The organism is Aquimarina rhodophyticola (assembly GCF_042434915.1).
Lineage (GTDB): Bacteria > Bacteroidota > Bacteroidia > Flavobacteriales > Flavobacteriaceae > Aquimarina.
The window spans coordinates 3,564,258-3,587,500 of the sequence record NZ_CP170198.1 but is presented as its reverse complement, the minus strand read 5'-3'; the positions used below and the strand labels follow the sequence as shown (position 1 = coordinate 3,587,500).

The window sequence follows — 23,243 nt, the reverse complement described above, 5'->3', positions numbered from 1 at the left end:
GCACCGGCAGTCTTGTTAGAGTTCCCGACATTACTCGATGGCAACTAACAACAGGGGTTGCGCTCGTTATAGGACTTAACCTGACACCTCACGGCACGAGCTGACGACAACCATGCAGCACCTTGTAATCTGTCCGAAGAAAACTCTATCTCTAAAGCTGTCAGACTACATTTAAGCCCTGGTAAGGTTCCTCGCGTATCATCGAATTAAACCACATGCTCCACCGCTTGTGCGGGCCCCCGTCAATTCCTTTGAGTTTCATTCTTGCGAACGTACTCCCCAGGTGGGTTACTTATCACTTTCGCTTAGCCACTCAGACCGAAGTCCAAACAGCTAGTAACCATCGTTTACGGCGTGGACTACCAGGGTATCTAATCCTGTTCGCTACCCACGCTTTCGTCCCTTAGCGTCAATATATTGTTAGTGATCTGCCTTCGCAATCGGTATTCTATGTAATATCTATGCATTTCACCGCTACACTACATATTCTAACCACTTCACAATAATTCAAGACCTGCAGTATCAATGGCAATTTCACGGTTGAGCCGTAAACTTTCACCACTGACTTACAGACCCGCCTACGGACCCTTTAAACCCAATGATTCCGGATAACGCTTGGATCCTCCGTATTACCGCGGCTGCTGGCACGGAGTTAGCCGATCCTTATTCGTAGAGTACCGTCAAGGTGCTACACGTAGCACTAGTTCTTCCTCTATAAAAGCAGTTTACAACCCATAGGGCAGTCTTCCTGCACGCGGCATGGCTGGATCAGAGTTGCCTCCATTGTCCAATATTCCTCACTGCTGCCTCCCGTAGGAGTCTGGTCCGTGTCTCAGTACCAGTGTGGGGGATCTCCCTCTCAGGACCCCTATCTATCGTTGCCTTGGTATGCCGTTACCATACCAACTAGCTAATAGAACGCATAGCCATCTTATAGCGATAAATCTTTAATTATCAATCGATGCCAATCGATAATACTATAGGGCATTAATCCAAATTTCTCTGGGCTATTCCCTTCTATAAGGTAGGTTCTATACGCGTTACGCACCCGTGCGCCGGTCGTCAGCAAGTAGCAAGCTACCTCTGTTACCCCTCGACTTGCATGTGTTAAGCCTGCCGCTAGCGTTCATCCTGAGCCAGGATCAAACTCTTCATCGTGTATCTTTAAATATTATCTAAAAACAACACCGGAATTTATCGTAATCTCAAGTATGACTTTCTAGTCTTAATTCTTTGTTTGCTTCTACAACCTAATCCCGAAAGATTAAATCGTAAAACGCGCTGTCAATCAATATGTCTATGAACTTTCTCTAATTACTAAAGCAATCTTCATCGCTAGCAATTCTTGTTTAAGAGTAAGGAGTCGAACCTCTTTAAATTTCTGCCCTATTGCAGTATCTTAATGATTATGAACGTTTGCTTGTTTGTCTAAGCGGCTGCAAATATACAACCTTTATTTACACTAGCAAGCTTTTTTAAAGTTTTTTTTAGTTTTATAAAGACCTCAAAAACTCTCTAGAACATCTGCAAAACTTCTTGTCGTTTTGCGGCTGCAAACATACAACCTTTTTCTATTCTGTCAAGTGTTTTTGAAAGTTTTTTTTCTTCGAAATAAACTCTAAAAACAATACTTTTCTATGAACTTTAGCCGCATCTACTAACCCTGTTTTGCGGGGTGCAAACATACAAACCTTTTTTATTATGAAAAGCTTTTTTTAAAGTTTTTTTTAGAAATTTTCACCTCCTTTAAAACTCTACTCCCTTTCTATGAACGATCGCTCAACAGTTAGCCCGTTTTGCGGGTGCAAACATACGACCCTTTTGCAATACAACAAGTACTTTTCTTGAAAATATTTTAACTTTTTTGTAACGGTTTGGTTATCTTATTGTTAAATCATGCTTTTTTCACCTATCCCTATTATAAAACTTATAACGCTTTAAATATAGATCACTCTTACTCCTTACTATTACTTTAAACCGCACCCGCGATAGCCGTGAAAATCCCGCAGCTTTTGCGAGGAATTGTAACTAATAGCGCGAAATGGGACCAGAAAACTTTACAAGAAGAAATTCCAAACGATCCCAAATCGCAGCACTGCATCACGCATTGGGTATCCTGGTGTAGAAAATTCTGCATTTTGAACAAATGCTTCTCCGATATTCTCAAACTTAAAAAATATTCGTGTTTGTCTAACCTTGGCATTGAAAAATATATCAAACTGCGGATATCCTCCAATTTCTTGCTGATCCTGAACGTAAAACTCTGATAAAACTGGATCATACCCATCTGCTTGAAAAGAAGTGAAATACTTACATGTGATACCTGTTTGAAGAAATAGCGCTTTTTTAAACCAATGATCTTGATAATACAGAGTATTTCTAGTAATTAAATCGGGAACTTTGTATACCTCTTGGTCTTGCCTTATATTTTGATATAGGATTGTGTTGTCTAATCCAAACTTACCTAGTACAATATTTTTGGTTGCTTTAATTTTTGTTACGTTTATAGTTTCTGAATATTGAAATGGTTTTACAAACCCATTCTGATCCTTTGAAAAGTAAGTGTAGTTATCAATTTGCTCATAACTTGCTGTAACAGCTAACGTCTTTATAGATCTCAAACGTAAAGCTACCTTCTCTATGATAGTATTATCGAAGGCATTAAACCAATTGTAATTTATGTAATCACTTTGATAAAGGAGGAAATTATAATTAGGCGCTACCGCTTCTTGCGATCCATAAAGCTCAACAGTATCATTAGGGGTAAAATCAAAACCAATACCGGCGCGATACTTATACCCATCAAAGTTTCCTGATATCACCGATTCTACATCTGCATACAAATTTAATCTACCGACTTTGTTATGGTATGCTCCTCCTGTAATAAACGCATCACCCTTTATACGATTTGGTATCATAATAGGTGTATCCTCTTCGGTTATTTGAGTAAGCAACGTATTATACCCATAATTATAGTTTACTATTGTTGTCTTTGCAGTAAGTGTACCTAACTGTCCTAATGAGAAATTAACATACAATTGATTAGTGAAATTTTCAAAAGCTACTTTATCCCGAATGCCACTAGTTACGTAAGCATCTCCAAAAATTGCATTGGGAGTTGTTTGCTGAAATTCATATGATTTATCTGTAAGATCCAAACGGTGTCCAACTATGAATGAAGTACTTAAACTATCCGTTTTTTTTATCAAATGTAGTTGGTGATCAAAGTAAAAACGTTTTCCTTTTAAGTTATTTTCAGCATCCTCAAAAGTAACTTCTATCGCACTGCGATCACTAAACTCATCTTGTTGTCCTATAAACTCTCCTGAATTTAAATATTGTGCTACTCCATCTTCCGACAATCCACCATTTTCTTCATTCATAAGATCTTGTGCGACAAAATGCGTTTTCACACTGTAGCGATTATTAGCCGTTTTATAGGAGGCTGACATTCTAAAATTTCCAGAGCTGGCTAAGGCATGTTGATATTTACCCAAAGATCTCATACCTTTATAAGCTATAGCTAAATTGAGATTAGGTGATGTATTCACTGTGAAAAAAGCATCTAATTGCTGACCTTGTTCGAAGGTTGTCTTAAAATAAAGTTCTGAGAATGGCGTTGGGACATGATAATAATTAATATCACTAACCTCCATAAAATTAAAGTGCTTTGCTCTGGCTCCAAATAAAGGCAATATATGATGAGGCTGGTCTCTTTTTGACAGACTGGTGTACGATTGCCCTACGTTATTTACTGGTAACAATTCAAAACTGTCCCTTCTCAAATAATCAAAACGATAGTCTTTTTGAATTGTTAAAGTGGTGTCTACAAAGGTCGTATCATTTACATTGTTAATAATTTTATATTCTGTAATCGCTGGTTTTTCTCTTTCTTTACTTTTGGTTCGCAATGATTTACGAGGATTCTCTGAAGCATCTTTTTCATTAGCGTTTTTAAAATTATCTGCTTTCCCTCTTTGCGCTTGTATAAAACTTGTCACAAACATAAGGAATACGAATACTAAATATCTTTTCATAGGTGTGCTGAACTATAGCAAAAATATGCTTTTTTAATGAATTGAAATACCAATGTGCCATTTTGAAACAGTGTCATACATCTTTTTTATTTTGGATTTTGTTTACATACAGTATCTTCGCTTCATGTTACAATTAAAATTGCACCCAGAGCTTATCGAATGTGGCACAGATGAAGCTGGTCGAGGATGCCTTGCGGGTCCTGTAACGGCAGCTGCTGTTATTTTACCAAAAAACTATAAGCACACTATATTAAATGACTCCAAAAAAGTATCGGCTGTGACACGCTTAAAGTTAAGGCATCAATTGGAGAACGATTGTCTCAGTTATAGCGTTACCCATGTTTTTATGGAAGAAATTGATACAATAAATATTTTGAACGCTTCTATCACTGCAATGCAGCGTGCTATTGACAAATTAACTTTAGTTCCAGAACACATTGCGGTTGATGGAAATCGCTTTAAACCATATAAAAATATCCCTCATTCTTGTATTATAAAAGGTGATGCCAAATTTTTGCATATTGCCGCTGCATCGATTTTAGCAAAAACCTATCGTGACGCATTCATGGAAAAAATTCATCACGAATTCCCGATGTATAATTGGAAACAAAACAAAGGCTATCCAACCGCAGAGCATCGCGATGCGATTAGACAGTATGGGGTCACCAAATATCATCGAAAAAGTTTTAGATTATTACCCGAACAGTTTGCACTAGATTTCAAATAATTATATTTGAAAATTGAAATTCACAATTAATAATACGTATAGTTCAACTATTGCGTTCTAATTAACCCTAGTGAACATTACATATTTATTGACAAACCATCGTATTCTATGAAAAAAATAGTTGTAATTTTTATTTCGTTACTAATATTTTCGTGTACTAAGAAATCTTCTACTAGTCACTCGTTGCTAGAATATATACCAACGAGTGCTCAGGTTGTCATTAAAATCAATGATCTTGATCAAGCAAAAAGTAAGCTTGTCAATAATTCATTTCTAAAAACTAACGACTCTTTTGAGTTGGTCAAATATTTTAAAGCATTGCCTGTAATTAAAGAATCTATTACTTCTCCTAGCTTACTATGCTTCTCACCCTTAGGAAAAAATAAGTTTGAATACACTTATATAACTTCAATTCACGATGTGATTTTGAAGAATGACGCTACGACCACTAAAAAAATAGAAAAACTGACTTATTCGGGAATTGATTTTCATAAAATTATGTTGCCTGAAGCTACATTTTATGCGGTCCAACAGGATAGTGTACTTATTGCTTCTTCTTCGCAATTACTTATAGAGAATCGCATACGTGGAATTAAAGCTCCTAAGAAAATATCGGAAGATTTGAAAAAAGCATATGAGATTACCGATGACTCCCAACCAATCTCTATTCTATTTAATGGTAAAAAGCTCGCAAGCTTGTATGAAAATCTTTTGGGAGACACCTCTCCCTCGCTTCTTGCTAATTTTAGCGGATGGATATCTTTGGACAGCTCTATTGAACAAGACGCTATTCATTTGGACGGAATTGCTGTAGAGCGTGATTCTCTATCGAGCACCATTGGTATTTTTGACAATACTGTAGCGCAAGAAAATCTCATATCAAAAATCACACCTATTAGCGCAACTGATTTTATATCGTATACTTTTGATAATTTCACTACTCTAAAGAAAAATCTAGCTAAAGCGCAAGAAAGAGATATACGCGATATAGCTACAGATCTGGATGAAATCCTTGCGACCACTTCTGAAATTGGAATCATTACGCTTAACAAAAATAAAGTTATTACCTTGACAACACTTAACCCAACAGTTGCTCAAGAAGTTCTACAGGGTGAGAGAACAGAAACATATCGTGATATCGAAATCTTTGGTTACGATAATCCAAAGGCATTATCTGGCATTTTAAAACCATTGATTCCTAGCATTGACACAACGCTCTATTTTATTTATGGTGACTTTATCGTATTTTCTTCATCGATTGAGACTCTAAGATTAATGATTGCTAATATCCAAAGTCAAGCAGTGCTCTATAATCAGGATTATTACAGTAATGCTTTAGAAAAATTATCTGAAGCCTCTACTATTCTTACTGTACAAGATGTAGCATTGTATACCAAAAAACTTCAGGAACAAACTAGGGATGAACAAAATACTATTTGGGCTACAGTTAAAACTGCTGAATATAAACTTCTTGTCACACAACTCATTAAAGAAAAAGATTTTGCACATCAGCATCATATTTTTCAAAAGCATATCACTAAAGAAGCTGTTTCATCGGTTACCCAAGTTGCCGCAACTACTTTATCTAATAAGTTATTATCAAGCCCCATTCTTGTTAAAAACCACAGAACTAAAGGATTAGATATTGTGGTGCAAGATATTACTAATACATTATATCTTATCTCGGCCAAAGGCACGGTATTTTGGAAAAAACAACTTGATGGTCCTATTCTTGGAGATATTCAACAAATCGATATTTATAAAAATGGTAGGTTTCAATTACTCTTCAATACTTCAAATACTGTATACTTATTAGATCGTGATGGAAATACTGTTCCGCCATATCCAAAAAAATTTACTGAAAGTATAACAATGCCACTAGCTCTATTTGATTATGATAAAAGTAAAAGGTATAGGATCGTAATTGTTCAAAAAAACAAAGTAACTATGTTTAATGCGCAAGGTGATGTCGTTAGCGGTTTTCGATTTAAAGAAACAAAAAATCCAGTTGTACAGACCCCACAACATATTCGCATAGGAACTAAAGACTATATTTTGATTGCCGAAACAACTGGGAAATTGAATATTCTAGACCGTCTGGGTAGACAGCGATTAGAAGTAAAAGAAAGCCTCAGATTTTCTAAAAATCGATGGTATCGACATAATGACAATTTTATATCACTTGACGCAGGCGGAAGGTTAACACAAATCGATCAAAAAGGAGTTGTGAGTTATAGTCCTGAAAAATATGCCGCTTCAAGTAATTTGGTTGCAACAAATAAAACTTTAGTTCTGTTATCAGAAAATCAACTTAATATAAAAGATAAGACGATTGCCTTAGATTTTGGAGTGTATACAGCGCCACAACTTTTCTATATCAATGATAAAATTTACATTACTATAACGGATATTCAGACTAAAAAAGTTTATCTCTATGATAGCAACGGTGAATTAATTCAAAATTTTCCTATTTATGGGGTGTCTGAAATACAGATGGGAAATATGGATAAAGATATTTCATTAGAAATAGTAGTTCAAGGAGAAGATAATAGTATTTTATTATATCAAATGAATTAACTACGCTAGATTTCTAACACTAATAAATATTAGTATTTATAACGCTATTGGTGTGTTTATGAAATTTGATTCAAACAAATGAGTAAAATGTTTAGATAATTTTTGCTTTACCTCGGTCACATCTATAAACTCTTTGCCTAACTCTACATTAAGTGAGGTAACGGCCTTACCTTTTATACCACATGGTATGATGTTATCAAAATAACCCAAATCTGCATTGATGTTAAAAGCAAAACCATGCATAGTAACCCAGCGACTGGCACGAACACCCATAGCACAGATTTTGCGAGCAAAAGGCGTGCCTACATCCAGCCAAACTCCTGTTTCACCTTGACTGCGAGTACCTACGACACCATACTCTGCCAGAGTTAAAATGATCATTTCTTCTAAAAGTCTCAAATATTTGTGAATATCTGTAAAAAAATTGTCCAAATCCAGTATTGGATATCCTACGATTTGACCAGGACCATGATAAGTAATATCACCACCTCTATTAATTTTATAAAAACTAGCTCCTTTTTCTTCTAGTTGTCTTTCATTGAGTAATAAATTACTAATATCCCCACTTTTTCCGAGGGTATATACATGCGGATGTTCTACAAAAAGGAAATAATTAGGTGTTTGAAGCGAAAGATTTTCACGTCGATTTCTTATTTTGAGATCCAAAATTTCTTTAAATAATTTTTCTTGGTATGCCCATGTAACGGCATAATCTTTTAACCCTAATTCTTGTAGTTCTACAATTTTATTCATCTTGCATTCAATACCTTTCTCTATGATTTTGGATTATTTAAAATCACCAATGCCGCTATAACCCCAGGAATCCATCCGCAAACAGTCAATAACAAAACAATTAACACAGATCCACAGCCTTTATCTAAAACTGATAAAGGTGGAAAAACAATAGCTAACAACACTCTCCAAAAACTCATTCTTTTATAATTTCAAAGGTACAACTTAAATTCTGTACCTCTTAAGACGCAACAAATAAAGATTTGTTACACCTAAAAAACTGCAACCTCTGGAAACCCTCATTATTCTTATTTATTCAAAACTAAATAACTCTGGTCAAAGTGATTGAAAGATTACCTCATACTTTGTATCTTTGCACGCTTAAAATGGCACAATTATGCAACTATCAGAACAAGAACTCGTAAGAAGAGATAAATTAAAAACGCTACGAGAAATGGGTATCAACCCGTATCCTGCTGCGTTATATCCTATTGATCATACATCTAAATCTATAAAGCAAGATTTTGAAGAAGGTAAGAAAGTGATCATAGCAGGAAGGTTAATGTCTCGACGTATTCAAGGTAAAGCTTCTTTTGCAGAGCTTCAAGACGCTGATGGTCGTATCCAAGTTTATTTTAATCGCGATGAAATTTGCAGTGGCGAAGACAAAACGCATTACAATGAAGTGTATAAAAAATTACTAGACATCGGTGATTTTATTGGTATAGAAGGAGAACTTTTTACAACGCAAGTTGGAGAAAAAACTGTTTTGGTTAAAGGTTTTAAAATTTTAAGTAAAACTTTAAAGCCTCTACCACAACCAAGAACTGATACCGATGGTAAAATTCACGATGCTTTTTCGGATCCCGAATTAAGGTATCGTCAAAGGTATGTTGACTTAATTGTGAATCCATCAGTTAAAGATGTGTTCGTTAAGAGAACAAAGCTTTTTAACGCTATGCGCGATTTTTTTAATACGAAAGGATATTTTGAAGTTGAAACTCCGATACTTCAACCCATTCCTGGGGGAGCCTCTGCACGACCTTTTATGACACATCATAATGCATTAGATATACCCTTATATTTAAGGATAGCAAATGAACTATATTTAAAACGACTAATTGTTGGTGGTTTTGATGGTGTTTATGAGTTTTCTAAAAACTTCAGAAATGAAGGAATGGATCGCACGCATAATCCAGAATTTACAGCTATGGAAATATATGTGGCTTATAAGGACTACAATTGGATGATGGAGTTCACAGAGAATTTGGTAGAACATTGTGCGATAGCTGTAAATGGAACTACAAACGCTACTTTTGGTGAACATAAGATCGATTTTAAGACACCTTATGCTAGAGTCACAATGACCGACTCAATAAAACATTTTACAGGATTTGACATTACTAATAAATCTGAAACAGAAATAAGAGAAGCGGCCAAAGCTATGGGTATAGAGGTCGATGAGACCATGGGGAAGGGCAAACTTATTGATGAGATTTTTGGCGAGAAGTGCGAAGGCAATTACATACAGCCAACATTTATAACCGATTACCCCAAAGAAATGAGTCCTCTATGCAAGCAACATCGGGACAACCCAGAATTGACTGAGCGTTTTGAGTTAATGGTGTGTGGTAAGGAGATAGCTAATGCATATTCAGAATTAAATGATCCAATTGATCAAAGAGCTCGTTTTGAAGAGCAGCTACAATTGAGTGAAAAAGGAGATGATGAAGCTATGTTTATAGATCAAGATTTTTTGAGAGCGCTCGAATATGGTATGCCACCTACATCAGGTATGGGAATAGGTATGGATCGGTTAATCATGTATTTGACAAATAACCAGTCTATTCAAGAAGTTTTATTCTTTCCGCAAATGCGTCCAGAAAAAAAACCACTTGACTTAAACGATAATGAAAAAGCAATTTTTGATATCCTAAAACAGCAAAAATTAATGGTTCTAGAGGACCTTAAAGCAGCCTCTCAATTAAGTAACAAAGGATGGGACAAAGGTTTGAAAGGATTATCCAAATTAAAATTAGTAAAAGTCACAAAAACCAATGAGCAAATTGTTGTAGAACTTGCCAATTAATTTGAAAAATCGAAAGTTAAACTGCGACTTTTGGTATCTCTAATTAAAACATTTTTTTATTATTAATATTTTTATAAAATTTGTTTACTATTGAGTTATTCCCATTTAATTTTTACGGGAAGTAATATTAATCTATATTTGAAGCGTTAAAACCAATCTATTATGCCATATTTAACTGAAGAAGAGTTGCAAGAATTACAGGTTCAACTCGATCAAGCGAAAGAAGAGAAGCGAGTGGCTGATTACAGTCATAATAAAGCTTTACGTGATGAGAGAGAAGCTGCTGGCAAGTTTAAAATTGCCACCATCATTTTGGGTATCTTAGCACTACTTGGTGTTGCCGGAACAATTTACTTTATGTCTTTCAATACAGACGGTAATACTATTTCAAAAAGTGCTCACAATAAAAAAGTAGAAAATTTACAAGAAAAAATCAACACACTCGAAGAGAGCAATGGTGCCTTACTTGCTAAGTATGAGAATGGAGATTTTCAGCAATCCGAAGGATCGTTAAGTGGAGAGACCGTATATGCTGTTCAAATCGGAGCCTTTGAGAAAAAAGATCTTTCTTTATATTCTGATGGTTTTACAAATTTTAAAGAAATTCGTGCTGGAGAATACAACAAATATGCCTTAGGGAATTTCAAAACTTTGGAAGAAGCAAAACGTTTTAGAAAAGAGATGGTTCGTATGGGCTTTAGAGATGCGTTTATTGCATCTTATCAAAACAATCAACGAGTTAAAATTGAAGAAGCTTGGTAAAAAGCTACGTTTAAATTTAATTAAAAAAGGGAATTCTAAACGAGAATTCCCTTTTTTAATTATAGGTTTATAAAATCTTGGCTGCTCTATCGATAGCACCGATCGTTTCGTCTAGATCATGATACGTTAATGCATCTGTAAGAAACCATGTTTCAAAAGCACTAGGCGCTATATAAATTCCTTGTTCTAAAAGTGCATGAAAAAATTTCTTGAATGTATCATTATTTCCATTAGCCGCAGTTGTGAAGTCTACGACCTGATCTTCATGAAAATGCACAGAAATCATAGACCCAATATGATTTATGGTATGCACAATGTTATTTGCTTTTAAAACACTTTGCATACCTTCAAATAAATAGTTGGTTTTTTTTGCCAGACTATCAAATATTGAGGTAGAACTATTTAATTCTTGTAGCATTGTTAGTCCTGCTGCCATTGCTAATGGATTGCCACTTAAGGTTCCTGCTTGATAAACCGGACCTATTGGTGCTAAATATTCCATTATTTCATTACGCGCCGCAAATGCACCTACGGGCAGCCCACCTCCTATTACTTTACCAAACGTTACTATATCTGCATTTACCTTTAATAATTCTTGAGCACCCCCTTTGGCCAAACGAAAACCAGTCATTACCTCATCAAATATCAATAAAATTTGATTGGCGTTGCAAATCTCTCGTAACCCCTCCAAAAAACCTTTATTGGGCGGTATACATCCCATATTACCTGCAACAGGTTCAATGATGATACAGGCGATTTGATTTGTATTTGCCTCTACCAAATCTTTGACACTTTCTAAATCATTATAATTGGCTAGCAAAGTATCTTTTGCAGTTCCTGTAGTTACCCCTGGGCTGTTAGGTGTTCCAAACGTGACTGCTCCACTACCTGCTTGTATAAGAAAGGAATCACTGTGACCATGATAACAACCAGCAAATTTTATAATTTTTTCTTTTTTTGTGTACCCCCTTGCCAACCGTACAGCACTCATACAGGCTTCTGTCCCACTATTTACAAAACGAATTTTATCGATGTTTGGCACCATTGAAACTGCCAATTCTGCAATTTTTGTTTCAATTTCAGTTGGCATTCCAAAACTAGTACCTTTTTTTGCTGTCTCGGTAATAGCTTCTACTACAGGTGCATGTGCGTGACCTAGTATCATTGGGCCCCAAGAATTAATGTAGTCAATTAAACGATTTCCATCGGCATCATATAAATAGGCGCCTTGAGCGCGCTCCACAAAAACAGGGTCTCCTCCTACAGCTTTAAATGCTCTCACTGGTGAGTTGACACCCCCTGGTATTACTTTTTGCGCTTCAGTAAATAAAGCGCTACTTCTTTTATAAATCATATTTATTAAAATTCATTTGAATCGTCTTCGGTAGTTATTAATAACTGTCCAATTGCAATTGTATTATTTTTAAGATTATTCAACTCTTTTAATTTGGCGACCGAAAGTTTATGCTTTTTTGCAATAGAGTATAAGGTGTCTCCTTTTTGCACCATATACCCTTCCTTATCAGTATTTTTAACAAATGCATTAACCACACTCTGAGCTTGCGTGGTGGCAGAATATTCTCGATCATATACGAAGAGTTGATAGCGCTCAATAATTCCGATTAATTTTGTCGGATACTTTTTATCGGTAGCATACCCCGCTGCTCTCAATCCATATGCCCAAGACTTATAATCATCCCTAGCATATGTAAAAAGTTTTGCATAGCGTTTGCGATGTTTTAGAAATAGCGAATGATCTCTAAAAGAAAGATTAGCATCATCATACTTTCTAAAACATTCTTGTGATAAGTCATCATCATGGTATACACGTTCGCCTTCCCAATCATGGCATTTAATTCCAAAATGATTATTTGCTTTTTGAGTAAGCTCTCCATAACCAGCACCAGATTCCAAAATCCCCTGTGCCAAAGTTATACTCGCAGGAATACCGTAAACTTTCATTTCATTTTTTGCAATATTTGAGTAGCTAGCAATATAGTTTTCTACGCGATCTTTATACGAAACAGGAGGGGATGGTGATGGCACGGGAGCAACAACTACTGTTTTCTCTGTCTCGTGTTTTTTTATTGGAATTATGACTTTTCGTTTTATCGGAAGTTCTCTATGTGAGGTCGTAACTGCCTTTCTTTTACTACCACATGATATTACGAATGTAACACTAAAAATTAGTAACACAACCTTTCTCATTCTCAATCTGTTTTAATTTGAGGGATGTTTTTTTGTTTTAATCTTTGATTCACACCAGATATACCTTGTATCCCTCCTGTATGAATTGCTAAAATACGAGTATTTCTATTAAAATAATTGCTCTTAATTAAATCTAGAAGACCAAACATCATTTTTCCTGTATATACTGGATCCAAAAGGATTTGATGCTCTTTATGAAATGTATTTATAAAAGTAACGAGTTCAATAGGAACTTTACCGTACCCACCAAAATGATAGTCATTGATAAGTGTAAAATTTGTTTTGGAAGTATATTTTTGTATCATTGTTTCGATAAAATCTCCTTTGAGTGCAGGAAATGCTAAAACCTTTTGATGGGGTAATGCACTTTCAATTATTCCTGAAATTGTACCCCCAGTTCCTACTGCACAACAAATAATATCAAAATCCTTATCCGATGTTGTTAAGATTTCTTTACATCCTTGAATAGCCAACTTGTTTGTCCCCCCTTCTGGGATATGATAAAATTGACCAAATTCTCCTCGCAATACGGCTAGAAAACTTTCGTCTTCTTTTTTACGATAAGAAATCCTGTCTACAAAATGTAATTTCATTCCTTGCGACACAGCATAATGCAATGTTTTATTTTGAGACAATGTTTTTTCTAAATCAATTCCTAATTCTTCGCCTCTAATCACGCCAATAGTTTCTAATCCAAAAAGCTTACCAGCTGCCGCTGTAGCAGCGATATGATTACTAAAAGCACCTCCAAAGGTCAAAAGTTTCTTATACCCTTTGACTCGAGCAGCTTCGATATTGTACTGTAACTTTCTAAACTTATTTCCAGAAATTTGATCGTGTATTAAATCTTCACGTTTTACATTGAGAGTAATTAGTTTGTCTGAAAGGAGTGTGCTTTGTAATTCTTCATTCCGACTATTTCTATTAGCTGCAAAAAAAGACTTCATTTATCTGTACTTTAAAAAGCTCCAAAAAGTTCTCTCGTTTAAATACTCAAGATTATCCTCATTATGATAAGCCTCACGTTCAAAAGATATATTACGATAGGCAACCCCAAAATTCTTATATTGTATTAAGCGTATTAAATATTCAAAGAAATAAAAGAAATAAAACGGAATAACCAACAATTCTCTCTGTTGTCTAAGATGAATTTTCTCGTGATTAATAAATATCATATCCTTGGTCAAAGATCTATTCTTGACAATTATCAAAGGCCATACAGCCACTCCAACAAAGTGACGTCCTATAAGATATTTGTTAACTAGTATTGGCATATCATTGCAAGATACTATTTTTGTAACTATGGATAATTCAAAAAAAAATCTTAAACCTGAAGAAGGAGATTATTATTTAACCCCTGAAGGCTACAGATGCTTTACAGAACAATACCATCTAAAAAGAGGATATTGCTGCGAGAGCGGTTGCAGGCATTGCCCTTACGGGTTTAATAAAAAAACCAATAATTATAAAATCAACTAATACTTTTAGGCACTGGTATAATTATTGATGTCACATCTTACAAAATCTATTATATTAATTTTAAAGACTATACGATCATGAAAGCTTTTTCTCTCCTAACGCTAATTTTTATTGTAACGCTTAGCTCTTGTTCAACTGTACGTGTAGCTTCTGATTACGATAAACAAGCTAATTTTACTAAGTATAAAACCTTTGCTTTTTACAAACCTGGTATCGATAAAGCCGAAATTAGTGATCTTGATAAAAAGCGTATTCTAAGGGCTATAGAAGCAGATATGCAAGCAAAAGGATTTACTAAATCTGACACTCCAGATCTATTAGTGAGTATATTTACTAAAACCAAAGAAAATGTGAATGTATATCAAAATAATATTGGATGGGGCTACGGCTGGGGATGGCATCCTTGGTATTGGAACATGGGCTATAATAATGTATCGAGAACAACTGAAGGCACTTTATATATAGACTTAATAGATGCGCAACAAAAAGAATTGATATGGCAGGGCATGGGTACAGCGGCTCTTTCTAATGATGTCAATAAAAAGCAGGAGCGAGTTAATGAAATTGTATCTGCGATTTTAGCAAAATATCCTCCACAATTGTAACGCTTTATTTTGATTTACTAAAAAAGCTTGCCCTTCGATTTTATGAAGGGCATTTTTTTTACGTACATTTAACTCTGTAAATAGCCTTTAATCAAAATATGTATGCGTAATTTTATCTTTGGCAGTATTACAGTTTTAATCATACTACTTGGGTCTTTTTATCTTTTTAATGAAAGACAATCTCAAACAGCTACTCTCGAAGCCACTCAATTAATAGCCGATCAAATAAAAAATACTGGTAAATTGATTGTGAATGAAGGGCATTTCTCCGAAGTTATCACTTATAAAAATGCCAAGAAATTTTATCTGGATCTAATTACTATAGAGAAAAAAGCGATTGTAGTAGTCAACGCCAAAGTAAGTGTCTCCTACGACCTACGCCAAATAAAATACACTATCGACAAAGAAAATAAAACAATAACTTTAGGTGATATTCCCGATCCAGAAATTGATATAAATCCAGTAATAAAATATCATCACCTAGAAGAAGATCTCCTCTATCCATTTACACCAGAAGATCATAATGTGATACAAAAACAAATCAAAAAACAATTACACGAATCTGTAGAAAAATCATCAATGCTTCAAAATTCAAAAAATAGATTGTTAAGTGAGCTCAATCAGATCTACATTCTCACTAATACGCTTGGTTGGACGTTAAAATATAATAACACCCCAGTTGCTGCTGGTAACCTAGAAAATGCCTTTCAATTTTAATAAGAAAATGACCGTCATAAAACACAATATATTACTACTAAACTTAAATTGTTAAAGTTTTGATTTTCAATTTCCTCAAAACTATAAGAAAGCGTTAAATTATCTTAATCTTATACTCCTTTTTGTACTTTTACGCTTTGCATTTTTAAAATTTCCAAAACCCTCTTCAAGGAATTTTTTAATCATCACATTATGATCATGAAAGTTACTAGATTCAACCTATTTTTTATCCTAGTCCTAGGATGGGTTTATGGGGCATCTGGACAAATTCCATATGGAAATCCAGGCGATCAAACCGCGGTTTATAAAGACAATACCACAGCACCCTTTGGCTACTATGAATATTTACCACTAGATTATGTTCATGATGGCGATAAAAAGTACTCACTTCTAATTTTCTTTCATGGAAGTTCTGGTGCTGGTAATGGAAATAATGAACTCTCAGATGTTTTGAAACACGGCGTTCCTTCCTTAATAAATCGAGGGAAAGATTTTGATGCCATTGTTATTTCACCACAATCCCCAACTTACGAATTTGAAGGAGATGATTCAAAATTAATGTATGATTATATCATGCAACATTATCCAATTGATTCTACGCGTGTCTATCTTACAGGCTTAAGTTCTGGCGGAAGCAGTACTTGGAGAGCACTCGATATATTTGGTGATAAAATAGCTGCTGCTTTACCAATTTGTGGTAGAACACGGGTTTCAGAACCTTCAGAAAATTTGTTACAAACAGCTATATGGGTTCATCACAATTTTAACGATCCTACGATAAACTATCGAGAAACTGTAGACAATTTGGATCGTATTACCAATACGGGAATAAGCGTTATGGACTCTTACCCGTACTTAGAAGACGAAATTGAGCCCGAATTAGATTATACGATGAGTTACGATCAAACATCGAGAACATGGATTGGAGCAGATCAAGCCACAACGCCTACAACTACGCTTGGTTTTACTTTATATAAAGAAGGTGGTCATAATGCTTGGACACAGGTTTACAACAATACCATAGTCTGGGATTGGTTATTTTCTCAATTTATAGAAACGTATACTGAAGAGGAAGAAGAGGAAGAAGAGGAAGAAGAAGACAATAATGAAAATGAGGATGATAGTGAAGATGAGGAAGAGACAGATGACGACAATCAAGAGGAAGAGGAAGAAGAGACAGATGAGGAGGAAGTCGCAGAGCAAATAGAGAAGGAAATTGATACAGAATTCAGTTACTATCCCAATCCTTCTAAGGGGGTAATTTATTTGAATAACATATCAACCGCTAATAGTTGGATTCACATTATTGAATACTCTGGCAAACGATTAGCAAAAATTCCTGTTGATAATAAGGAAACTCAGTTAGTCGACTTAACCCCTTATGGCTCTGGACTATATTTTTTAAGAATCATATCTAGTACCGAAAGCACTAAGGAACAAGTGTTTAAAATTATTATTAAATAAATACTGCTTTAAAAGGCGAAAATCTTTATACCAATCAAAAAGGTATCGAACAGTTCGATACCTTTTTGATTTTTGACAACTAACTTAGTTTGTTATTACGACTTCTCTACAGAATACAAATGAACATCCCGCTGTGGAAAAGGAATCGAAATCCCCTGAGCTTCCAAACGCATTTTAGCTTCTTCAATCACATAAAAGTGCACATCCCAAAAGTGCTCATTAGCCGCCCAGTAACGTAATGATAAATTAACTGAACTATCTGCTAACTCTGCAACAACTACTTGAGGAGCAGGATCTTGTAATACTTTATCATGGTCATTAACCAAATCGGATAAAATATCTTTTGATAGTTTAATATCACTTTCGTACGATATTCCTATGGTAATATTATCACGACGTTTCCCTTCTTCTGAATAATTTATTATATTATCATTGGATAATTTACCATTGGGAATGATTGCTAATTGATTGCCAAAAGTCAATAGCTTTGTTGTAAATATAGTAATCTCTTTGACCGTTCCAGAAACACCTTGTGCTTCAATAAAATCACCCACTCTGAAAGGTTTAAAGAATAAAATTAACACACCACCGGCAAAATTAGCAAGAGACCCTTGCAAGGCTAAACCAACAGCCAAACCTGCAGCTCCTAAAATTGCTACAAGAGAAGAAGTCTTTACTCCAAATTGAGTGATTACTAAGATAAGCAATAGCACTTTGAGTCCGCCGCTTACCAAATCATAAATAAATTTTTCTAAAGCTAAATCATATTCTTTTCTATCAAAAAATCGCTTGAGCATTCCCGTTAGAATTTTAATCACCCATAAGCCGACTACCAAAATTACTATAGCAGCTATCAGGCCAGGGATAAAATCCCATAGCCATATCACAAATTGATCCCAGTTTTCTTCTGTTAATCCAAATCTTTCCATATTATGTATCATTTAATGAAACACAAATATTATGCATTTTAACATTTAACGCCGCATCACTTACGTTTAAGTTTTGTTAAAAAACAAGAGCTTTTTATGTTTTGGTAGTGGTAGATTTTGCTTTTTTAGACGAAGATTTTTGCTTTGGCATATTCTTTACATAAATAAGTTTGGCTCTTCCTTTTGAAGTTTCTCGCTGCTCAATTTTAAAGTCGCTAATTGATTTAATTAATGGTGTTAATTTTTGAAACCCGTAGTTACGGGAATCAAAATTGGGCTGTTTCTTTTGAAGTAAACCGCCCACATCTCCTAAAAAAGCCCATCCATCTTCATCTTCTAAATCAGAAATTGTGGCAGCAATTAATCGTATTACCTTGGGCGTAATAGTATCGATATTTTCTTTTTTCTGCTGTTTCTCCTTAGTATCATTGGTATCCCCGTTGTCAGGTTTTTGTTTTAAGATTTCCAAATAGATAAACTTATCACAAGCAACAATAAATGGATCAGGAGTTTTCTTTTCTCCAATACCATATACCTGCATCCCTGCTTCTCGCAGTCGAGTTGCCAAACGTGTAAAGTCACTATCGCTGGACACTAGACAGAATCCATTTACTTTACCCGAATATAATATATCCATGGCATCAATAATCATGGCCGAATCAGTAGCATTTTTACCTGTAGTATACCCATATTGTTGGATAGGTGTAATGGCATTTTCAAGCAATATATTTTTCCATTTAGTAAGATAGGGGTTAGTCCAATCTCCGTAGATTCTCTTTATTGTAGGGTTACCATACTTTGCAATTTCTTCCATCATCTCTTTGACATAGAAGGAAGGTATATTATCGCCATCAATTAAAACGGCTAAGTTAACGTCTTTCATAAGTTGTAATTATCTGATTGACAAATTACATATATTTGCGCTAACGTTTATAGGCTTTAAGAAAATGCGGTCTAATTTTATGATTTCATAAAGACAGTATCCACAGGAATGAATAGATTCAACTAAACACTAGTGTAATCTTACTAAAACTAACTTTTTAAGTTGCGACTATTTCTAATTCTGCTACGAATATTATTTAAAAAAATAAGAAAAGTACCAAATGGATTAAGTAATTCGAAAATTTGTACTAAACAACAGTACTACATACTTTAGCTTCTCTTTTTCACAAAATAGCTCCAACCACAAAGCACCACCATCACTGCCCAGATAAGTCGATAGGTCCATAGGTTGGTGGAATAACCAAAAATCTCGTAGTTTGCTTCGATTTTAATAAAAGTGTAGATCAGGTTTAACAGTGCCAAACCGCCTATGATTAAAATGTAGGTGTATTTCATGAGCTATATTTTAGGGTAAATGTATAGAAAGATCTTTTAGTTGCCAGATGGTTTCTAGTGAAAATTCAATCTGGATTCATCTACTCTATTTTTCTTCTTCTATAATACGCTTTTATCCCTTACCTTCTTTTTCTAATTTCTAACAAAACTTTACCCTATCTTTAAATATCAATACAGCTCAAAACCTTTCTGCTTTTACGAAATACTCCATTCATAATAATTCGAATTCGTATTAAGTGAAAACCCTGCACGCGGATATAAGGCATTTCCTATGGCATTAGACTTTTCAGTTTCGAGAAACATACCACATGCCTTTGTATCAACTACTAACTGCTTGGCCCGCTCGATTAGTTGAATTGAAATGCCTTGACCTCTATACTCTGGGTTCACATAGAGATCATTAAGCAACCATAGCTTTTGCATACGTGTAGATGAAAATAGTGGATAAAGTTGTGTGAAGCCTACTAATATTCCTTCCTTGGTTTCTGCAACAAAGAATTCTGAATCATTTTGAAGGATACGCTCTTCAACAAAAGTAAGTGCTGCCTTGCGATCAGACTCTTTTTTATAAAAAACTCTGTATGCGTCAAACAAAATTGAAAGTGAGATACTATCTTTTAATTCGGCTTTTCGTATGTTCATATTAGGTATATAAGTTCTATGTTAGTGTTTACGATTAGTCCTGATTCCCAGGTATATATTTTCCCCTAGTTCCTGCGGACTTAAATTTTTGGTGAATTTTTTATGCTAGCAGAAAAAACTTCAATAGTAGTGATCCATTTAGACAGAGTTTCTTTATCTATGATATGAAGTTTTGTAAATACACCTATTAGGTAATTGAGGGATGTGGCATAAAGTAGATGCATCTTTCAGTGACTAAGAATTTCAATCCCAAATATATGGCATTTTCAAAATTCTTATGTGTTCAACTTTAAAATACATCCCTCTAAATCTCCCTTCAAAGGGAGATTTTTTGTATTCCTTCATTTGAAGACAACATAGCGAGAGCTATGGGCGAGTTGAAACGGAGAATAGAGAGTAGATACTTTTATTCAACTTATTTATAAAATCATACTACTTTCATTTCTTTTGCGCATCCAAAAGAAACGAAACAAAGAAAAAGATGCCTTTACCTAGGGATTTTTTGACACTAAAGTCAAAAACCCAGTACAAAACACTGCGTCGCTCGCTACACTCCCTCCTGCTCTCAGTGCTTTTGTATTGTATCCTTGAGCTAAAGGGTGTTGTTTTGCTTACGCAAAATTATCATCCGATACTCAATAGCAGTTGTTTGTAGTATCTCAAATTCCATAAAACACATCCCACTAAATCTCCCTTCAAAGGGAGACTTTTACACTATCTTCCTTTGAAGATAGGATCGGGGATGTATCTTTTTTATTCTAAAACTAAGAACTATACCAACTTAATAGTTCAACAATCCTTCAATCTTTGCTTTAACTTTGGCTGCCGATGGTATCATCGTTTGTTCTAAAATACTATTTAATGGAATCGCAGGCATATTTTCTGATCCAATGGTCATGACAGGAGCATCCAGATACTTAAAGCACTCTTCCTGTATTTTTCCTGCCAGAGCTCGTGCAAATGAATTATTACTAGGCTCCTCAGTAACTACAAGACATTTTTTAGTTTTCTTAACTGATTCCATAACCGTAGCTTCATCTAACGGATGTAACGTACGCAAATCAATAATTTCTACTTTGGATTTCATGTCTTTTGTTGCCTGCAATGCCCAGTGCACCCCCATCCCATAAGTAATAACACTCAAGGTTTCTTCTTCATCTTGAGGCCATATTTGTTGTACGACATTAGCTTTTCCAAATGGTAACACATAATCCTCTGATGGTTCGATAGTACGTGCTGCTTCTGTTCCTTTTACCTTGGACCAATACAATCCTTTATGTTCAAGGATCACTACTGGATTAGGGTCGTAATATGCGGCTTTCATCAAACCTTTAAGATCTGCTCCATTACTTGGGTATGCAATTTTGAGTCCACGTATGTTGGTAATTACAGATTCTACAGATGACGAGTGATACGGTCCACCACTACCGTAAGCACCAATTGGCACACGCAAAATCATCGATACAGGCCACTTACCGTTAGATAAATAGCAAGAGCGACTCACCTCGGTAAATAATTGATTAAGTCCTGGCCAGATATAATCGGCAAATTGTACCTCAACAATAGGTTTTAATCCAACTGCCGACATACCTACTGTAGAACCTACGATAAAAGCTTCTTGTATTGGTGTATTAAAAACACGCTCGTCCCCAAATTTCTCTGCCAAGGTTGCTGCTTCTCTAAAAACACCCCCTAATCGGCCACCAACATCCTGTCCATATAATAAACATTCTTTATGTTTACGCATTAACTCTTCAACTGCAAATAATGCACAATCTACCATTACTACCTCTTCTTTTCCCTCTGGGGATCGCTCTCCTGCTTCTTCGGTAATTGGGGTGGGAGCAAAATCATGTGTAAATAAATCCTCGGGAGCAGGGTCTTGGGCTTTCATCGCTTCTTCAAGCTCCTTTGCAACGAGTGTCTTTGTATCTTTCTCTATCGTTACAATTTCTTTTTCACTTACGCCACTCTTTAATAATTGTTTACGTAAAACAGGATAAGGGTCACGACTACGGGCTTCTTCGAGATCATCTCGATACCACTCCATACGTACTCCAGAGGTATGGTGATTGAGCAACGGCACCTTGGCATGCAACAATACAGGTCTACGCTCTTCACGGATAATCCGTATTGCTTCTTCAACAGCAAGATAGCTCTCTGTAAAATTTGCGCCATCAATGGTCATGGCTTCGAGACCGTGAAATCCCTTGGCATAGTCAAACGCACTTTGCGCTCGGGTTTCGGCTTCATTAGCCGAAATATCCCAACCATTATCTTGTACCAGATACAAAATAGGTAATTGTTTTAAAGCTGCCATCTGAAACGCTTCTGCTATCTCGCCTTCGGTCACGGATGCATCACCTAAGGAACATACAACTAATGGTGCGTTAAATTGTGCGTCTTCTGGAGCCTCGGCTCCCGTAATATCAAGTAATTCTTTGTACTGCATACCTAGTGCTACACCAGTTGCTGGAATTGCTTGCATCCCTGTGGCAGAAGATTGATGCGGAATTTTCGGTTTGTCGATATCACGCAAACTGGGATGGGAATAATATGTTCGCCCACCTGAGAAGGGATCTTCTTTTTTTGCTAACAATTGCAGCATTAAATCGTATGGACGCATCCCAATACCTAATAACATTGCATCATCCCTATAGTAGGGAAATGCATAATCTTGAGGTAGTAATTGCATGGCTGTTGCGAGTTGTATAGCTTCATGCCCGCGCGAAGTAGCATGCACATATTTGGATACTACTTTGAAGTTATCCTCATACAATTCGGCCATACTTTTTGCTGTACACATTTTGGTAAAAGCTAGTTTTAAAACTTCTTTGGCAATCGTCTTTTCTGCTAACATATCTATTTTTTTTTAAAACGCTACTCGTTTTTAAATTTTGCTTTATTGGCAACCCCAAGGGGTCGGGCTATTTGTTA

At 35.4% G+C, this 23,243-nt stretch carries 20 protein-coding genes and 1 rRNA gene (1 of these 21 only partly in view); 8 read left to right on the top strand and 13 right to left on the bottom strand.

The features are described from left to right. Positions 1-1,158 (bottom strand): 16S ribosomal RNA (locus ACE939_RS15590) (it extends 366 nt beyond the left edge of the window). Between the two features lie 899 nt (positions 1,159-2,057). After that, positions 2,058-4,037, bottom strand: a complete 1,980-nt coding sequence (locus tag ACE939_RS15585) for a putative porin (protein ID WP_378186656.1) — start codon at positions 4,035-4,037, stop codon at positions 2,058-2,060. Between the two features lie 124 nt (positions 4,038-4,161). On the opposite strand from ACE939_RS15585, the gene ACE939_RS15580 reads away from it, so the two are divergent. Together ACE939_RS15580 and ACE939_RS15575 are read left to right on the top strand one after the other, a co-directional pair. After that, positions 4,162-4,764, top strand: coding sequence for a ribonuclease HII (locus ACE939_RS15580; protein WP_378186654.1), 603 nt, complete (start codon positions 4,162-4,164; stop codon positions 4,762-4,764). Between the two features lie 108 nt (positions 4,765-4,872). Then, positions 4,873-7,341: a hypothetical protein gene (locus ACE939_RS15575; protein WP_378186652.1), complete on the top strand. Its 2,469-nt coding sequence runs from the start codon at positions 4,873-4,875 to the stop codon at positions 7,339-7,341. 36 nt (positions 7,342-7,377) lie between these two features. Here the strand turns inward: ACE939_RS15575 and lipB are convergent, their stop codons facing one another. Continuing rightward, positions 7,378-8,094: a lipoyl(octanoyl) transferase LipB gene (gene lipB, locus ACE939_RS15570; protein ID WP_378186650.1), complete on the bottom strand. Its 717-nt coding sequence runs from the start codon at positions 8,092-8,094 to the stop codon at positions 7,378-7,380. Positions 8,095-8,114: 20 nt separating this feature from the next. Beyond that, positions 8,115-8,273: a YqaE/Pmp3 family membrane protein gene (locus ACE939_RS15565; protein ID WP_378186648.1), complete on the bottom strand. Its 159-nt coding sequence runs from the start codon at positions 8,271-8,273 to the stop codon at positions 8,115-8,117. 197 nt (positions 8,274-8,470) lie between these two features. Here ACE939_RS15565 and lysS point away from each other — a divergent pair, with 197 nt between their 5' ends. Together lysS and ACE939_RS15555 are read left to right on the top strand one after the other, a co-directional pair. Then, positions 8,471-10,162, top strand: coding sequence for a lysine--tRNA ligase (lysS, locus tag ACE939_RS15560; RefSeq protein WP_378186646.1), 1,692 nt, complete (start codon positions 8,471-8,473; stop codon positions 10,160-10,162). 162 nt (positions 10,163-10,324) lie between these two features. Further along, complete coding sequence (locus tag ACE939_RS15555) at positions 10,325-10,924, top strand: SPOR domain-containing protein (protein ID WP_378186644.1); 600 nt, start codon at positions 10,325-10,327, stop codon at positions 10,922-10,924. A 67-nt stretch (positions 10,925-10,991) separates the two neighbouring features. Here ACE939_RS15555 and hemL read toward each other — a convergent pair whose 3' ends face one another. The 4 genes from hemL to ACE939_RS15535 are packed head-to-tail and all read right to left on the bottom strand — an operon-like array spanning position 10,992 to position 14,406. After that, complete coding sequence (gene hemL, locus ACE939_RS15550) at positions 10,992-12,278, bottom strand: glutamate-1-semialdehyde 2,1-aminomutase (RefSeq protein ID WP_378186642.1); 1,287 nt, start codon at positions 12,276-12,278, stop codon at positions 10,992-10,994. Positions 12,279-12,283: 5 nt separating this feature from the next. Continuing rightward, entirely contained in the window at positions 12,284-13,132 is an 849-nt protein-coding gene (locus ACE939_RS15545; protein ID WP_378186641.1) for a glucosaminidase domain-containing protein, read from the bottom strand. Between the two features lie 2 nt (positions 13,133-13,134). After that, on the bottom strand, positions 13,135-14,079 hold the full coding sequence (locus ACE939_RS15540; protein ID WP_378186640.1) for a 1-aminocyclopropane-1-carboxylate deaminase/D-cysteine desulfhydrase: 945 nt from the start codon (positions 14,077-14,079) through the stop codon (positions 13,135-13,137). Further along, entirely contained in the window at positions 14,080-14,406 is a 327-nt protein-coding gene (locus ACE939_RS15535; protein WP_378186638.1) for a hypothetical protein, read from the bottom strand. A gap of 28 nt (positions 14,407-14,434) precedes the next feature. Here ACE939_RS15535 and ACE939_RS15530 point away from each other — a divergent pair, with 28 nt between their 5' ends. The 4 genes from ACE939_RS15530 (at position 14,435) to ACE939_RS15515 (ending at position 17,397) form a co-directional block, all read left to right on the top strand. Beyond that, the gene (locus tag ACE939_RS15530) at positions 14,435-14,611 is read left to right on the top strand and encodes a DUF5522 domain-containing protein (RefSeq protein WP_378186636.1); all 177 of its coding nucleotides are present in this window, start codon (positions 14,435-14,437) and stop codon (positions 14,609-14,611) included. A 77-nt stretch (positions 14,612-14,688) separates the two neighbouring features. Next, entirely contained in the window at positions 14,689-15,216 is a 528-nt protein-coding gene (locus ACE939_RS15525) for a DUF4136 domain-containing protein (protein WP_378186634.1), read from the top strand. Positions 15,217-15,318: 102 nt separating this feature from the next. Continuing rightward, positions 15,319-15,933, top strand: a complete 615-nt coding sequence (locus ACE939_RS15520; protein WP_378186632.1) for a DUF4230 domain-containing protein — start codon at positions 15,319-15,321, stop codon at positions 15,931-15,933. A gap of 198 nt (positions 15,934-16,131) precedes the next feature. Beyond that, positions 16,132-17,397, top strand: coding sequence for a T9SS type A sorting domain-containing protein (locus ACE939_RS15515; protein ID WP_378186631.1), 1,266 nt, complete (start codon positions 16,132-16,134; stop codon positions 17,395-17,397). A gap of 95 nt (positions 17,398-17,492) precedes the next feature. Here the strand turns inward: ACE939_RS15515 and ACE939_RS15510 are convergent, their stop codons facing one another. The 5 genes from ACE939_RS15510 to ACE939_RS15490 all read right to left on the bottom strand — a co-directional run bounded on the left by ACE939_RS15510 (position 17,493) and on the right by ACE939_RS15490 (position 23,166). Next, complete coding sequence (locus ACE939_RS15510; protein ID WP_378186629.1) at positions 17,493-18,326, bottom strand: mechanosensitive ion channel family protein; 834 nt, start codon at positions 18,324-18,326, stop codon at positions 17,493-17,495. 94 nt (positions 18,327-18,420) lie between these two features. Further along, positions 18,421-19,209, bottom strand: a complete 789-nt coding sequence (locus ACE939_RS15505) for an NYN domain-containing protein (RefSeq protein WP_378186627.1) — start codon at positions 19,207-19,209, stop codon at positions 18,421-18,423. A 269-nt stretch (positions 19,210-19,478) separates the two neighbouring features. Then, on the bottom strand, positions 19,479-19,664 hold the full coding sequence (locus ACE939_RS15500; protein ID WP_378186625.1) for a hypothetical protein: 186 nt from the start codon (positions 19,662-19,664) through the stop codon (positions 19,479-19,481). Positions 19,665-19,859: 195 nt separating this feature from the next. After that, entirely contained in the window at positions 19,860-20,306 is a 447-nt protein-coding gene (locus tag ACE939_RS15495; protein WP_378186624.1) for a GNAT family N-acetyltransferase, read from the bottom strand. Between the two features lie 781 nt (positions 20,307-21,087). Beyond that, positions 21,088-23,166 carry a thiamine pyrophosphate-dependent enzyme gene (locus ACE939_RS15490; RefSeq protein WP_378186623.1) on the bottom strand — a complete coding sequence of 693 codons (2,079 nt, stop codon included), beginning with the start codon at positions 23,164-23,166 and terminating at the stop codon, positions 21,088-21,090. Positions 23,167-23,243 lie beyond the last annotated feature (77 nt).

Bases quoted from the DNA above. Each gene is read 5' to 3' on its own strand.
- ACE939_RS15515 (WP_378186631.1), top strand. From the start codon at position 16,132: ATGAAAGTTACTAGATTCAACCTATTTTTTATCCTAGTCCTAGGATGG.
- hemL (WP_378186642.1), bottom strand. From the start codon at position 12,278: ATGATTTATAAAAGAAGTAGCGCTTTATTTACTGAAGCGCAAAAAGTA.
- ACE939_RS15520 (WP_378186632.1), top strand. From the start codon at position 15,319: ATGCGTAATTTTATCTTTGGCAGTATTACAGTTTTAATCATACTACTT.
- ACE939_RS15555 (WP_378186644.1), top strand. From the start codon at position 10,325: ATGCCATATTTAACTGAAGAAGAGTTGCAAGAATTACAGGTTCAACTC.
- lipB (WP_378186650.1), bottom strand. From the start codon at position 8,094: ATGAATAAAATTGTAGAACTACAAGAATTAGGGTTAAAAGATTATGCC.
- ACE939_RS15525 (WP_378186634.1), top strand. From the start codon at position 14,689: ATGAAAGCTTTTTCTCTCCTAACGCTAATTTTTATTGTAACGCTTAGC.
- ACE939_RS15580 (WP_378186654.1), top strand. From the start codon at position 4,162: ATGTTACAATTAAAATTGCACCCAGAGCTTATCGAATGTGGCACAGAT.
- ACE939_RS15540 (WP_378186640.1), bottom strand. From the start codon at position 14,079: ATGAAGTCTTTTTTTGCAGCTAATAGAAATAGTCGGAATGAAGAATTA.
- ACE939_RS15545 (WP_378186641.1), bottom strand. From the start codon at position 13,132: ATGAGAAAGGTTGTGTTACTAATTTTTAGTGTTACATTCGTAATATCA.
- ACE939_RS15510 (WP_378186629.1), bottom strand. From the start codon at position 18,326: ATGGAAAGATTTGGATTAACAGAAGAAAACTGGGATCAATTTGTGATA.
- ACE939_RS15575 (WP_378186652.1), top strand. From the start codon at position 4,873: ATGAAAAAAATAGTTGTAATTTTTATTTCGTTACTAATATTTTCGTGT.
- ACE939_RS15530 (WP_378186636.1), top strand. From the start codon at position 14,435: ATGGATAATTCAAAAAAAAATCTTAAACCTGAAGAAGGAGATTATTAT.
- ACE939_RS15585 (WP_378186656.1), bottom strand. From the start codon at position 4,037: ATGAAAAGATATTTAGTATTCGTATTCCTTATGTTTGTGACAAGTTTT.
- ACE939_RS15535 (WP_378186638.1), bottom strand. From the start codon at position 14,406: ATGCCAATACTAGTTAACAAATATCTTATAGGACGTCACTTTGTTGGA.
- ACE939_RS15500 (WP_378186625.1), bottom strand. From the start codon at position 19,664: ATGAAATACACCTACATTTTAATCATAGGCGGTTTGGCACTGTTAAAC.
- ACE939_RS15490 (WP_378186623.1), bottom strand. From the start codon at position 23,166: ATGTTAGCAGAAAAGACGATTGCCAAAGAAGTTTTAAAACTAGCTTTT.
- ACE939_RS15495 (WP_378186624.1), bottom strand. From the start codon at position 20,306: ATGAACATACGAAAAGCCGAATTAAAAGATAGTATCTCACTTTCAATT.
- ACE939_RS15505 (WP_378186627.1), bottom strand. From the start codon at position 19,209: ATGAAAGACGTTAACTTAGCCGTTTTAATTGATGGCGATAATATACCT.
- lysS (WP_378186646.1), top strand. From the start codon at position 8,471: ATGCAACTATCAGAACAAGAACTCGTAAGAAGAGATAAATTAAAAACG.
- ACE939_RS15565 (WP_378186648.1), bottom strand. From the start codon at position 8,273: ATGAGTTTTTGGAGAGTGTTGTTAGCTATTGTTTTTCCACCTTTATCA.